This window comes from Arthrobacter sp. LjRoot14 (assembly GCF_964253905.1).
Classification (GTDB): Bacteria; Actinomycetota; Actinomycetes; order Actinomycetales; family Micrococcaceae; genus Arthrobacter.
This window is the reverse complement of the sequence record NZ_CAXURL020000001.1, coordinates 1,963,110-1,975,611: the sequence shown is the minus strand read 5'-3', so window position 1 is coordinate 1,975,611 and position 12,502 is coordinate 1,963,110. Positions and strand designations below refer to the sequence as shown.

At 61.9% G+C, this 12,502-nt stretch carries 12 protein-coding genes; 6 read left to right on the top strand and 6 right to left on the bottom strand.

Annotated features, from left to right (window positions below):
- The first annotated feature begins 58 nt into the window (after nt 1-58).
- Nucleotides 59-247, top strand: coding sequence for a hypothetical protein (locus ACSQ12_RS08910; protein WP_436065084.1), 189 nt, complete (start codon nt 59-61; stop codon nt 245-247).
- A gap of 553 nt (nt 248-800) precedes the next feature.
- On the opposite strand, the gene ACSQ12_RS08905 is transcribed toward ACSQ12_RS08910, so the two are convergent.
- On the bottom strand, nt 801-2,366 hold the full coding sequence (locus tag ACSQ12_RS08905) for a DUF5677 domain-containing protein (protein WP_436065083.1): 1,566 nt from the start codon (nt 2,364-2,366) through the stop codon (nt 801-803).
- A gap of 325 nt (nt 2,367-2,691) precedes the next feature.
- Between ACSQ12_RS08905 and ACSQ12_RS08900 the strand changes: the two genes are divergently transcribed.
- Complete coding sequence (locus ACSQ12_RS08900) at nt 2,692-4,827, top strand: GmrSD restriction endonuclease domain-containing protein (RefSeq protein ID WP_436065082.1); 2,136 nt, start codon at nt 2,692-2,694, stop codon at nt 4,825-4,827.
- A 359-nt stretch (nt 4,828-5,186) separates the two neighbouring features.
- Here ACSQ12_RS08900 and ACSQ12_RS08895 read toward each other — a convergent pair whose 3' ends face one another.
- Complete coding sequence (locus ACSQ12_RS08895) at nt 5,187-5,657, bottom strand: hypothetical protein (RefSeq protein ID WP_436065081.1); 471 nt, start codon at nt 5,655-5,657, stop codon at nt 5,187-5,189.
- A 62-nt stretch (nt 5,658-5,719) separates the two neighbouring features.
- Nucleotides 5,720-6,814 carry a PIN domain-containing protein gene (locus tag ACSQ12_RS08890; RefSeq protein ID WP_436065080.1) on the bottom strand — a complete coding sequence of 365 codons (1,095 nt, stop codon included), beginning with the start codon at nt 6,812-6,814 and terminating at the stop codon, nt 5,720-5,722.
- Between the two features lie 304 nt (nt 6,815-7,118).
- On the opposite strand from ACSQ12_RS08890, the gene ACSQ12_RS08885 reads away from it, so the two are divergent.
- Nucleotides 7,119-8,399, top strand: coding sequence for a hypothetical protein (locus ACSQ12_RS08885; protein WP_436065079.1), 1,281 nt, complete (start codon nt 7,119-7,121; stop codon nt 8,397-8,399).
- 327 nt (nt 8,400-8,726) lie between these two features.
- On the opposite strand, the gene ACSQ12_RS08880 is transcribed toward ACSQ12_RS08885, so the two are convergent.
- Nucleotides 8,727-9,113, bottom strand: a complete 387-nt coding sequence (locus ACSQ12_RS08880) for a helix-turn-helix domain-containing protein (protein WP_353712316.1) — start codon at nt 9,111-9,113, stop codon at nt 8,727-8,729.
- 252 nt (nt 9,114-9,365) lie between these two features.
- Here ACSQ12_RS08880 and ACSQ12_RS08875 point away from each other — a divergent pair, with 252 nt between their 5' ends.
- From ACSQ12_RS08875 to ACSQ12_RS08865, 3 genes are all read left to right on the top strand, one after another.
- Entirely contained in the window at nt 9,366-9,740 is a 375-nt protein-coding gene (locus ACSQ12_RS08875; RefSeq protein ID WP_353712317.1) for a hypothetical protein, read from the top strand.
- Nucleotides 9,741-9,839: 99 nt separating this feature from the next.
- Nucleotides 9,840-10,526 carry a hypothetical protein gene (locus ACSQ12_RS08870; protein ID WP_436065078.1) on the top strand — a complete coding sequence of 229 codons (687 nt, stop codon included), beginning with the start codon at nt 9,840-9,842 and terminating at the stop codon, nt 10,524-10,526.
- Nucleotides 10,527-10,540: 14 nt separating this feature from the next.
- Complete coding sequence (locus ACSQ12_RS08865) at nt 10,541-10,678, top strand: hypothetical protein (RefSeq protein WP_436065077.1); 138 nt, start codon at nt 10,541-10,543, stop codon at nt 10,676-10,678.
- 307 nt (nt 10,679-10,985) lie between these two features.
- Here ACSQ12_RS08865 and ACSQ12_RS08860 read toward each other — a convergent pair whose 3' ends face one another.
- Both ACSQ12_RS08860 and ACSQ12_RS08855 read right to left on the bottom strand, forming a co-directional pair.
- Entirely contained in the window at nt 10,986-11,201 is a 216-nt protein-coding gene (locus ACSQ12_RS08860) for a hypothetical protein (RefSeq protein ID WP_436065076.1), read from the bottom strand.
- A gap of 487 nt (nt 11,202-11,688) precedes the next feature.
- The gene (locus ACSQ12_RS08855) at nt 11,689-12,012 is read right to left on the bottom strand and encodes a hypothetical protein (RefSeq protein ID WP_436065075.1); all 324 of its coding nucleotides are present in this window, start codon (nt 12,010-12,012) and stop codon (nt 11,689-11,691) included.
- Nucleotides 12,013-12,502: the final 490 nt, after the last annotated feature.

Here is a 12,502-nt window from a genome sequence, read left to right as displayed (position 1 = left end):
CAAGGCCTAGCAGCGGGTGCGCCGCGCGAAGCACTCCTTCATTCGAAGGAGAACGCGCATGGCCGCACCCGCGACCACCGAGAAGAACACCCAAGCCGAAGAGCCGCTGAAAGAGTGGGCGAGGCGCATTGCCGCCGAGGCTCCCCCGCTCTCCGATGATCAGTTCCACCAGCTGCACGCCCTCTTCGTGGGCGGGTCAGCCCGGCGAGGGCGAGGGTTCCACGAGCCCGAGCGCAGGACGGCATGAGCCCTTACAGCTAAGCGTGAACCAGCCCCGGACGATCTACGCCTGGGTTTGTCCGCGTCTCCAGGCTGGCAGACCGCCCGAGAAAGGCCCTGCGCAACACTCTCAACCTTCAGACTTGCGGGTGATCTGATGGCCTCATGGGTGACCAATTTCAGGAACCCGACCGCGAACAGCTCGCCGCGAGGAGAGTCGCGGGCTGTTCCCCCTTGTCGGCCAAACACGTGGAGGAACTGGTTCGAATGCTACAGCGTGAGAGTACTACGCGCGCTTTATGTCTAGGACTGAGTCGGCCCTCTAGGCCACGACGAGAGTTTGCCCTGCCGCGGTGCAGCTGTGCCGGCGTCAAAGTTCGACACTCTTCTAGCCTGCAAGGCGGCCCCGCAGGACGCAGCGCGAGGCTGCGTGTTGGTCGTGCCGGCGGCAGCCCGTCTTCTGCCCAAGCAGTTCCTCGCGCCTGTCGGCGACCTCCGGTTTGACAGCCTGTCCCAACCGCCCCTGACGGGTACAGGACTCCAACTTGGTTGGAAGCGTTAGAAACTTGGGGTCGCAAAATCTAAACAGGCTCTGAGCGAGGTTCGTCCTCAGCTGTCTCTTCGAGCCAGGCAGAGGCGATAGTAGCTGCATCTTCGTCCGTTCCGAGAATGGATAATGCACTACGTGCGAGAGAGTGGAACTGATCTACCCACGAGGAGGCGAGGGGGACATTGCCCCCAAAGCTTAACGAGAGACTGGGAATGAGGTGCAGACCGTGGAGTACGTTCACACATGGCTCTATAGCGTGTGTCTCAACTGACCACCACTCCGAGTGCGCGACTCCGCTGGCAAGCGAATAGGCCTGTCGGTACAAATCCAGGAGGCCTGCCTCCTCGGCCATTGCCCGAATGGATTTCCCGCCCGCGAACGTATCACGGGTGTCAACAGTACGGTCATCCACGACGCCCTTGTTGTGACTGAGCCTTTTCAACTCCTCGGCTGCCTCGCGAAACTCAGCAGTACGTGCTTCTGGGGGTAACTCATCCGAAATTCGTGCATAGAGTTTGGCCTTGCCCGCGCCGTATTCCTGGAACTCTCGATAAATCGATGGATCCTGCAGAGCCATCCAATGGAGATAGATCTTCGTTTCCACAAGCATGCGCGCGATATGGGCACCATGTTCCATGCACCAAAGATCCGGAGCAGAAAGCACCGCAATGAGGTCCCGTCCGGCACGGGCCACCAGTCCCGAGATTACTTCCTGTCGTTCCTTCTCATACAGGTGTGCAGGGGCTGTTTCGATGGCCTCAATGAATCTGCTCAACACATCCATTGCGAACTGGCGGAGGTGCGCTCCGTCCGCCGGAACTGGTGTGGAAGCAGCATGTTCGACTGGCTTATTACCCGATGCCTGTTCCGCATTCTCACGCTCCACCTGTCCGATACCGTCCACGTTGTCGTCCTCTGTCTCACTCTTTCGGATACACCGGGAAGTCATCGAGTTCGCCCCCCAGAACATACGCGCCCACCTGATCGCATGGTCGAAGTGCTTCGGATCCTTAATCAGAAGCATCACCTTGTGGGCTCCCCAACCCGCTCGCACGACGCTATCTGCTGCGGATCGTGTATGGGTAACGCCCGGGTAATACTTCAAAAGCTGGATAGTTCCTGCATTCGAGCTAAAGGTACCGGCATGGACGGTACTCCAGGTGCGGAAGCATTTGATGAGTGCTTCACGGTGACCGTCCTGAAGCACTCCGAGCAGAGCATCATGGACCAGTTCCAAGTCGGCCATGTCGGGCGGTCTGCGCTCTGCTTCGCCTGCGAGCCATGGAGCTGGCATGAACGGATACGAGCCAAGCACACGACAGATGCTCTCTGAAAGCAGGCCATGGCGGTTTGCCTCCTCGAGAAGGATCGCAGTTGCGTCCGGGAACTTCGCAGCAAGATCCGAAAGGTGCGTCAGACGCCCATCCAGCAAATCCGCCACGTAGGAGAACTCTCCGTGGTGGGCGAGCCGGTCCTGCACTGCCTGCTGCCAGCTGATGAAGCGATGAACGCTCTCGTTGCCTTGCTCGGCGAGGACGAGCGCTGGCCAAAGCAAATCCGGAACGTCGTCCTTGAGCCAGTTGTTGGGTCGCAACATACCAGTCGCCGCGAGCGGGGACTTGTAAACACGCCCCTTCCTGACATGGCCCGCCATGGGCCCTGAGTGCTGGTTCGGTTTAGGGAAGCTCACGTCCAAAACATACCGTCCCTGGCCGACAAAGGGGCTTGAGTCCCGGGCCTCGTCGTCGCCGCCATATACCCGGGCAGTTCCGCTGGTTCAAAAAGAGCATCTGAATTGAGGTAGAAGAACCCGTCCAGCTCCGGGCTGAAACGCGCGACGCTCGAACTGTTCCACGCGACACGCTGGCCCTGAATAAAAGGACTGGCCGCAATGGTTGGACCCTTAAGGCAGGCTTACCTTCGTGGAGACTTTCAAGCGGACGCCGCTACAGCTGTTCAACCTGCCGCAGCACTTCGTGATACCCCTGTTCCAGCGCCCATACGTCTGGAAAGAGGATGAGCAGTGGGAGCCACTGTGGAAGGACATTCGGCGCGTTGCAGAGCTGCGCATGAGCGAGTCCCACCTGGCACCACAACACTTCCTGGGAGCCGTCGTTCTCCAGGCACAGGAAGCCGAGAGCGCACGGCTCACCACATGGAATGTCATCGACGGCCAGCAGCGACTAACGACGCTGCAGTTGCTCGCCGACGCGGCGTGCGCCATCTTCGCCCAGGCAGGGCTTTCGAAGCACGCCAGCCAGTTGGAAGGCCTGACGCACAACTCCGAGAGCTTCATCGAGGAAGATGAAAGCCCGCTCAAGGTTCTGCACCTCAACAATGATCACGACGCCTTCCTGGAAGTCATGACAGCGGAGCCACCGATCGACCACTCTGACCTCAAGCACCATGAATCCCGGATCGTTCATGCGCATCGGTATTTCACGACAGCAGTCACCCAGTGGCTCGGGAACCCTGGCACAGACGAGTTAGCGGCGAAGGCCAAAGAACTCGCTCGCGTCCTGCTCGATGACCTGCAGTTGGTGACCATCGAGCTCAAAGCCTCCGAGAACTCGCAGGAGATCTTCGAGACGCTCAACGCCCGCGGGACTCCCCTGACGGCGGCGGACCTGATCCGGAACTTTGTGTTCCAGCGGCTTGAAGCTGAAGGCGGAGACACCAGGAAGGCCTATCGCGAGGACTGGCCCTTCGAGGCCAGGTTCTGGACGAAGGAGGTCAGCGTCGGTCGCTACCTCGTGAGCCGAAGCTCGCTCTTCTTCAACCAGTGGTTGATCTCTCGTACAGGTGAGGAGATCAGCCCGCAGTCGACGTTCACCAGATTCAAGTCGTACGTCGAGCACACAGCCGGGCACAAGATGGTTGACCTGCTCGCCGTGATCAAGCAGCAGGCTGCGCTATATGAGTCGTGGACTGAAGCCTCGCTCAGGCCTGACGGCAATCTCGGCGCTGTCGAGATGGCTTTCCACCGCATGAATGCCGCTGGCATAGAGCTTCTTAAGCCACTCATGCTCTGGCTGTACGAACCCGGCCGGGATCTTCCACAGCACGTTCTCGACGCCGTGATCCGTGTCGCAGAGAGCTGGGTTTTCCGTCGGCAACTGCTTCGCCTCACGGGCTCCGATCTCGGCCGCATCGTCGCCGATGTTATCCACGCCAACTCCGATGTCGAAGCCAGCGAACTGGTCGAGCGCGTCACCGGGTACCTCGCCCGTCTCAATGTCTCCAGCACGTATTGGCCTGGGGACGACGAGATCAGGGTGGCGCTCAAGGATGAGCCCGCCTACCGCCGTTACCCCCGCCCTCGCCTGCGCATGTTCCTGGAGGCGATCGAGAACCACTTCCGCGCCGAAACCAAGCAGGCACAAGTCGTGCGATCCGGGCTTCCTATCGAACACATCCTTCCGCAGAAGTGGCAGGACAACTGGCCACTGGACACACCTGAGGAACAGCAGGACCGTCAAGCTCATGTGCACCGCCTCGGCAACCTGACACTCCTGACCTCTCCCCTCAACTCGAAGGTCTCCAATGGCCCGTGGCCGGCCAAACGCCACGCGATGCTCAAGCACAATACGATCAGTCTGACCGGGCGCGTGGTCGCGGACACCGAAGGAGAGGTGTGGTGTGAATCGCTCATTGACCACCGGACAGAGGTCCTGGTCGAAACGCTTCTCAGGGTGTGGCCTGTCCCCGACGGACACAAAGGTCAGGTAGTCGACCCCCAGGCCAAGGCGGAAGATTGGGTCCAGCTCAAGCACGTGATTGCTGCTGGTCTCCTTTCCCCGGGCGACAAGCTGATCGCCACGCACCGCGACTTCAAGGGCGTCGAAGCGCTGGTCAGGTCGGACGGATCGATCGAGCTTGATGGCAAGCGTTTCACCGCCCCGTCATCGGCCGGCCACCACCTGCGCAAGAAGGCCACGAACGGCTGGTACTTCTGGGCTGTCGCGGACGGGCGTCGGCTGCGCGACCTTCGCGCGCAATTCCAGAGCATGTCAACTTCAGTACCGGCCGACGCAGAATCAGACGAGGAAGGAAGCTGAACGCACGGAACTGCCTCGGACCAACTGACGCATCGCCAATGCCCTATGCGGCCGTGCCGCGGCTGGGGATTCAAATCCCACCGTCACCGCCACGTAGAAGTCCCCGAGATCCTTGAGAAATCAAGGATCTCGGGGCCTTCGTCATTGACGGAGAAACGATCTGACAAGGATCTGACAAGACTTCTAGGATTGTTCTGACTCTCAAAGTGACGACATTGAAACCGCTCTGTCCAGGCACAATCGCGTTCCGCATCGGGCCGCCCTTCGGAGCAGGATCGTCTGAGAGGTGCCGGCATCCCCGGACACCAGATGTCGCGGCCTACAGGATTCCTTCTCCGAATGCGCATCGTACGCAAGCCTCACTGCTCGGAGTAAGTCACGCGTTCGACGTCCCTAAAGATGGCGTGGGCGGGCTGGTGCCTGATCCAGCCGAGGCCGTCCCAGAACTTCCTCGATTCGACGCCGTCGTTCAAAGCAATCAGGCGTGGCAACGGGTTTTGATCCCGGATCGCCCGAATCGCCGCGCGGCCAACGCCCTTGCGGCGCATGGGGACCGCGACTTCGAACGCGAGGATGTCGAGCTGCCCGTGCGGGAGGTCGCCGAGGACAGGGTCAGCACGCGCGCCCGTCATGACGTACTTGCAGCGCGCGACTTCTCGATCGCCGAGCACGAACGACACCCAATGGTCTTCGATTGGCGGTTCGCTCTCGTACTTGTCCCGCCACCACAGCATCTGGAAGTCGGAAGAGCTCTCGTAAGTCGGGGTCCAGTACCGGCGCTTGCGCACGGGCGTCCTGTTGACCATCTGGAGACTTTCGATACCACTCATTGAGCGACTGTACTCGATCCCATGCAGCACCTCGGACTGGCTGCCGCCTCTTCCTCGCGACCCTACGATCCTGCGGCCGACGGCTGGGCCTCTTCCTTGTCGTGGAGCTCTATGCTGGTCACGACTGGGTCGCCGCCGCTAACGTCCAGCTCGACGGCGGCTCGAACCCTGATCAAGGCATCGGCCTCGAAGTAGTGATTGTTGAGCTCAGGACCGACGTGAAATGGCTCATCCTCGCTGCCTAGCCAGTCTCCCTTGTAGATGGCCCCATCGAGGTAGAGGTCGACGTCTGCCGCAGCGGTGACCTTGGAGCCGTCCTCCTCCAGGTCGAAATCGGTGACGAGCTCGAGCTCGGAGATCTGAGGGTTCTCGAAACCGGGCACGGTGAACTTGACGAAGGCGGGGTAGTCGTAGTCTCCGCCGTGCACCAGCTGAATGCCGACTTCTTCGCCGGCCAGAGCGTAGACCGCCTCGGTCGCGACGTTCACCCGCGAAACTTCATCATGGGTCTTGATTACGGCCAGAACATGATTGAGGGCCTTGGCGTTCGCGATGCGCCCGTGGTCGACGCCGCGCGCATCGAGGTCCTCAAGGAGGTCCGGGTGGATCTTGACCGTCTCGTCTCTCTCGACGAAGCCGTTGTCAGCAGTGACGAACAAGACGGTGTCGCCGGAGTCCGCGCCGTCGAGCACCGCGAGCACCGTTTCCCAGATCACCACGTCCCTAAAACCGAAGCTCTTCTTCTTCCGCTCCTGTTCGGTTTCGAGGAATGGACGTCGACGGGCCAGATCGCGTTCCACAAGCTTCTTGACGTCGATGTCGGGCGTGGGTTCCATCGAGACGCCGTCTCGTCCGAAGAGCTCGGCGAATGCCCCTTCGAATTCGCTGTCGATCCTCCCGAAGGTCGCCTTCAAACGGGCCTTGGACTCACTGACGTTGAGGCCGGCCTTCTGCATCTCGTCCAATGCCTCGTCTGCCGTTTTCCACGCCTTCTCGGCTGCTTCACGGCGCTGGCGGAGGATCTCGTCGCGCACTACCTCCGGAACAATGAGTCGAATACGGCCTTCTGAGGCGAGGTCCACGAGTGCTCGGCCATGCTGGCCCGTCAGCCATGCGTCCGAGTGGAGGGCGTTTGTATCAAGCACGACGATGAGCATGAGGCCATCTTGCCCGGACATGTACAGTTCATGCGAGTTCCGGTCGCAGACCTTCAATATGGATACGACGGACTGCAGGACTCCCCGCCCAACGATGCCCGAAAGCTATGGGTCGCCGTGCCGGAACGTCACGGTCGGATCGTCGAAGGAGCACAGCTAGGCCGGTCCGCGTCCGGTCGCCCGCCGTTTGACTGCCGGACGTGGGTGCTGACCGGAGTATTGGAAGGACTTTCGCCACCTCTGAGGTGTGCCGGGCTGCGGAACGCACTCGCTGCATCAGCACACTCCCAGATACCCTTCGAAGATGAGCGAAGAGCCTGACGAAACGATTGAGCCGGCCGACGAGGTAGAGCTGATGCGAGACGGGGAGAACCTCCTCGTCGTCGGAAGCAGCAAACGTGCTGTAGAGGGCTTCATGCGCTCGGCTGGCCTGCTGGAGCGTGCCAGGGTGATCACCTCCCAGCAGCTCGTGCCGATGCTCCGCACTGCCTCAGAAGTGACCCAAACAATCGCGGACGACGTCGCGGAATCGGGGTTGTGGGTCAAACTCACTGGGGAGTCGGCCCAGGCGATCAAGGAGTTCGGGCTCACTGAGACCGACGTCCCCGGCGTGGCCTACGCAATGGCGGGCCGCCCCGGCGACATCAAGCAATGGCTGAAGATCAGCACCTCGACAGGTGCAAGGCTCACGAACCCCGGTATGCTCTCCGGCGTCGCCGGCGGGCTTGCGCAGGCGGCTAGCCAAGCCGAGGCCGAGCAGCTGCGGACTCTGCTGGAGTCCTTGGACGCAAAGATCGATAAAGTGCTCCGCGGCCAGCGCGACGAGGTTCTTGGTCCTCTAAGGGGCGTTGAGCGGCATCTCCGCTCCGCTCAGACGTTCCTGCGGATTCAGGGCGAGGTCGACACGCAGGAGTGGGACAAGATCGCCGGAGCTCCGCAGAGGATCCGGGAGATCCAGTCCACGGCGGTCGAGAAGCTGCGCGGCGTCGCTGCAGACATGGAGCGGCACAAGCGCGTCGGAGACCTCGACGCCCACCTGCCGGAGCTGAAAAAGCAGGTCGAGCTGTGGGTTGGAGTGATCGCGCGCTGTTTCACCGCCCTGGACGAGTTCTCTGCGCTCGAACTGGAGCACACGGCGATGATCGCTCCGAGCAAACTCGACGCCAAGCGCCGGGCGATCCAGGAGGACCGGCAAGAGGCGATCATCGAACTGTCCGACGGTGTCGCCGATCTGATGGGCCAGATGACGGCAAGCGCCGAGAGCGCCAATAAGAACGTGGTGGGGCACCCCAAGAAGTCGCCTAGGGTGCTCGGCACGATCAAAGAATCTCGAGGCTCGGTTAAGAATCTCTATGACGCGCTCGGTCTCGAGATCGACTGGGACGACATCACGGCAAAGCAGTGGCGGGCCGCGTTGCTGGAGGTCGAGCAGGTGAAGAACGCCCTCGCCGAAGGCGGGTCGGTCACCTGGGAGAAGGGCAAGCCGGTGCTCAAGGGGCTCGCCATCGCAGGAGTAACAGCCATTGCAGGCGCTTTGATCACCGGCAAGGGATCGCTAGGCGGCGACAAGACGCCCGAAGCCTAACGCGACTGGGGGCGCTGATCGTGGTCGATCAGCGATGCGGAACTTTTGCGGAAAACCCTGCGGAACTGCCATGCAGGAGAGTTTCCGCAAAAGTTCCGCACATGCGTTCGCCCAGGTCACGTATGGAAGTCGGCCCGAAATTTGCGGAACTGCGGACGGAACCCACCTACTTCTCTCCTCACACTTTGGAAGAAGAGAAGGGTATTGGCTGAACCAAGAGGAACATGGGGGCGGGTTCCGCAGTTCCGGGTGGCATGCTCCCTCCCGCCCGGCTGACTAACCTCCCTGACCGAGCCCGACCAGTCAGTCCAGCCTGAGATCTGGCGATCATTCTCCGCGCGACGCCATCAGCTCGGCGATTGCACGCTCAGTCGCATCGATCGAGGCCTGCGCACGCTCGAGTTCCCCCTTTGCCTGGTCGAGCCGCCAGACGTACTCCGAGAGCTGCGACCGCAGCTCGTCGATCCGCTCGTCGATCGCATCGCGATCCCGCAGCAGTGTCGCTAGCGGCACGCCGAGCTTCTCGGCGATCACTACCGCCTCGTCGAGCCGGACCGGGCGGTCGCCCTTTTCCATTCGGGAGATCGCACTGGCGTCGACGCGGTGATCAAGCGTGGCGGTGAGGTGATCTGCGAGCGCAGCCTGGCTGACTCCCGCGCGCCCTCGCTCGTCGCGGAGACGGCGGGCAAAGATTGGTCCCGGTAACGACGACATCCCGGTTCTCCTTATTCTCGAGCAATTCATGCGCTTCAAGCATCTCATGTCGCCAATAATCTTGCACTGAGAGCATGCTCTGGATAGACTGATGGCAGGTGTTCATTCAATACGAGCGGCACCGACCGAGAGGCCCGGAGTGAGGGCGTCTGAACTCGAGTAATCGGGAGCCGAGCAAGACGGACTCGGAAGTCCCCGCAGCGGACCACGGAAACTGCGGACGGCGATTCATCGCATCTCAGGAGAATCGCAATGTCCGCTACCTCAGTTGCCATCACCCCCACCGGTGCCGACGATCTCTCACTCACCTTGCATGAGGCATCTGTCGCAGGCTGGGGTCACGCGCAGACGCTGCGTCGGCGTATCAAGGCGGGCAAGCTGCCCGCCGAGCGCGTCGACGACCGCGGCACGTTCATCGTGCGGCAGTCCGACCTGATGCGACAGCCCGATTTGGTGCGCCTGCGGAAGTCGAAAGGCCTGCCGGCGCTTCCCACCGAGCGCCCTGTCGCCGCTGTTCCCGCCGATCTCGACGACCTCGCTGCACTGGCAGCACGCATCGTCTCGACTTGGCCTCGACTCTCCGCTGAACGCAAGAGCGAGCTCGGCCGCCTCCTCGCGTCCCCGTGACGACATGAAAAAAGCCCCGCCAAAGCGGGGCTTTCCTCAAATCTCAACCCATCTGGATCGCGAGTTCGCACCTCGCACCTGACCCGAAGGGATACTCCCATGGTACCTGACCGTGAAACTCCGACCAAGGCCACCCACGGCGACCCCGAAGAGCTTCAGGCCTTCGCCGAGAGCACGCAGAAGCCTGAGAAGAAGTCGGTGGCGCAGCAGCTCGTCCAGCTGGCCTTCGATTGCTACGACCTCGGCGTCGACACCGACGACAAGCCGTTCGCCGTCCGCAAGGGCGGCCACGTGACTCGTCCGCTCAAGGGCGGCAAGCGCGCACTCCGCAAGGAACTCGGCGGTCTCTTCTATCGTACGACCGGCAGGACCGCGTCCCAGAACGCGCTGGCGGAAGCGATGGAGGTGCTGGAGCACGAGGCCACCGAGGGCGAACCCCGGGAGCTGTCGCTCCGCATCGCCCGACCGAATGATCACGAGATCTACGTCGATCTCGGCGACCAGACCGAACGAGTCGTTCACATCACCCCGGAAGGCTGGCAGATCCTCGACGGCGACGCCGACGTGCCCGTGCTGTTCCGGCGCTCCGCCCTCACCCTGCCGCTGCCGACCCCCGAGCCCGACGGCGACCTCGATCAGCTGCATCTCTCCCCGCGACGCGGACCACCTGGGATAGGCTTTCGGCGAAGTTCAGAATTCAAAAAGGGGAGGGACTCGTGGCGGGAAGCGCGGTCTATGGCAAGGGGTATTACGCAGGCAGGCAGGATGCCCGTACAGAGGACCTGATCGCCGCGGGGGTCGTGGTGGTTGCCGGTCTTGTTGTCTCTGGCGGCGTCAAGGTCTACCGGAAAGCCAAGCAGGCCCACGCAACCCGGCTGGAACAGCGGATGAAGGACATCGGCGACGGAGGTAACTCCGAAGATTCCGGCCAGCAGTAAGCCACGGACGCGGAAAAGAGACCCCACCGCGGGAGCACACGCTCCGGACGGCGGGGTCTTCTTCGGGCAGCAGCCCGCTGCGTGGCGAAGCGCCCGTGCACAGCCTCGCGGGCGGCTGGGTACTCGTCGTACGGGTCCGGGTAGGCAGCGTCGCACCGGGGAGCCGCGCTGACGCCCTGGAACCGGAGCAATTCCAGGAGATCCGGCAGGTCCTGCGCGCGGCCAGAGAACTCGGCGGTGTCCACTGCGATGATCTTGGCACGTGCGGTACTGGACGAACCACTCGCTACCGGTTTGATGTTGTCCCCTACCACCCTGAGACCAAGCGATGCCTCGAGCGGAACCCGATCAGGCTCAGCAGAGGCATCACCAGGTTGGACGCAGTCGACTCCGTTGCCGCGAAGGATGGCGCTTCCACTGTGACCCGGTACGAGGTGACCTTCGTCCTCGTGTGCCAGGGGCGGACGATATCCCCGCAGACGGCATCAATGTCCCCAAGCTCCTCAAGAGCAGGACGTCCCACGTCTCTCCTCCGACACAGGCGGTCGACGGGCCCGGAAGCAGGTAGCTTGTTTGGGGCTCAGGATTCGTCTCGCGCGCAACCTTGGAACCATTGCAATCCAGCGTTTTCATGTCCGACCCGCCGTAGCACGGATTGGGTCCGTTCCGCTGGCGGCTCTGGAATTTCCAGTCCAATGAGGGCATCTTTCCGAGGATGCTGTACGTACCTCGTCACGGCGTTCCCGACGGCAGTAGCCATCTCCCACGGATGGGTGTCGGGGTCTCCCGCAAAGAACACGCCCTCCCACGCCTCGGAGATATCGCCGTCAATTGGCCACTCCTGCACCCGTCCACCAGAGTGGAAACGGACATTGAAGCAGTTACCCGCCGAGGTCTCCTTCACATAGTCCACGTTCTGATCCACTTGTGCTCCTCCGCTATTTCCGGCTTGCTATCGCCCGCCCGTATCCGCCAGGTCGGCTCTAGCCCCTCACGGGTTGCCGGTGCTGTCATGGACGGACTCCGCGGCCTTGGAACCAAAGCAAGCTGATCCCACCTCTCGGTTCCGGTGACCACAGCATCGAGGAGCCCACTGCTTCCCTATCGATGGTCTCGAGCCCTATCAGGGCTTCGAAGTCCCGGTCCTCCTCGTACTCCGTCAACGCGTCCCCGATGCGCACCCCCAGATGCCAGGTGTGGGGGATCTTGATCAGGCCCGCGTGGAAGGTCCCCTCCCACGCTTTGGAGATGTCGCCGTCGATCGGCCACTCCTGCACTCGTCCGTCCGGGTGGAAGCGGATGTTGAAACGCCTCCCCGCTGGGGTGGTCTTCACGAAATCCCTGTAGTTGTCCACATCCGCTCCTGTGCTCGTCCCCCCGGACATGAGTGCTGTGAGTGCCGCCCGGCCTCTGCGCTCATTCTAAGGACGACGGAGGGAACCCGCCATCATTGCGGTGCGTCAATCCCACGGTAAAGGAGTGTCATTCCGGTGTGCCCGAACCCTGCGATTGAAATGTCAGCGCCGCCACCAGTCGGTCCTGGAAGCTTCCCCGCTCCGTCGTCAAGACCAGCATCCTCGGCCTCGAGCGCGTGCCGACCATAGCCGCCGCGACGGCGTCAGCGGTGTCAGGAGGACAGCTTCGACGGCCTCACCAACTCGAATCAGACGTCTTCTCGCTGATCCTCCCGATAGTCTTCCACTAGAAGCGCGCGACAAGGGGTATACGGCACCCGCCGTATGGAGTTACTTTGGTGAACGGCTGGAGGGATGATGCCAGGAAGATCTCTGTCAGACTTACCCATTGACTTCGAACCCGAAGGCC

Excerpts from the sequence above, each read along its gene's own strand:
- ACSQ12_RS08885 (WP_436065079.1), top strand. The coding sequence starts at position 7,119 with ATGAGCGAAGAGCCTGACGAAACGATTGAGCCGGCCGACGAGGTAGAG.
- ACSQ12_RS08880 (WP_353712316.1), bottom strand. The coding sequence starts at position 9,113 with ATGTCGTCGTTACCGGGACCAATCTTTGCCCGCCGTCTCCGCGACGAG.
- ACSQ12_RS08875 (WP_353712317.1), top strand. The coding sequence starts at position 9,366 with ATGTCCGCTACCTCAGTTGCCATCACCCCCACCGGTGCCGACGATCTC.
- ACSQ12_RS08910 (WP_436065084.1), top strand. The coding sequence starts at position 59 with ATGGCCGCACCCGCGACCACCGAGAAGAACACCCAAGCCGAAGAGCCG.
- ACSQ12_RS08890 (WP_436065080.1), bottom strand. The coding sequence starts at position 6,814 with ATGCTCATCGTCGTGCTTGATACAAACGCCCTCCACTCGGACGCATGG.
- ACSQ12_RS08870 (WP_436065078.1), top strand. The coding sequence starts at position 9,840 with ATGGTACCTGACCGTGAAACTCCGACCAAGGCCACCCACGGCGACCCC.
- ACSQ12_RS08895 (WP_436065081.1), bottom strand. The coding sequence starts at position 5,657 with ATGAGTGGTATCGAAAGTCTCCAGATGGTCAACAGGACGCCCGTGCGC.
- ACSQ12_RS08905 (WP_436065083.1), bottom strand. The coding sequence starts at position 2,366 with ATGTTGCGACCCAACAACTGGCTCAAGGACGACGTTCCGGATTTGCTT.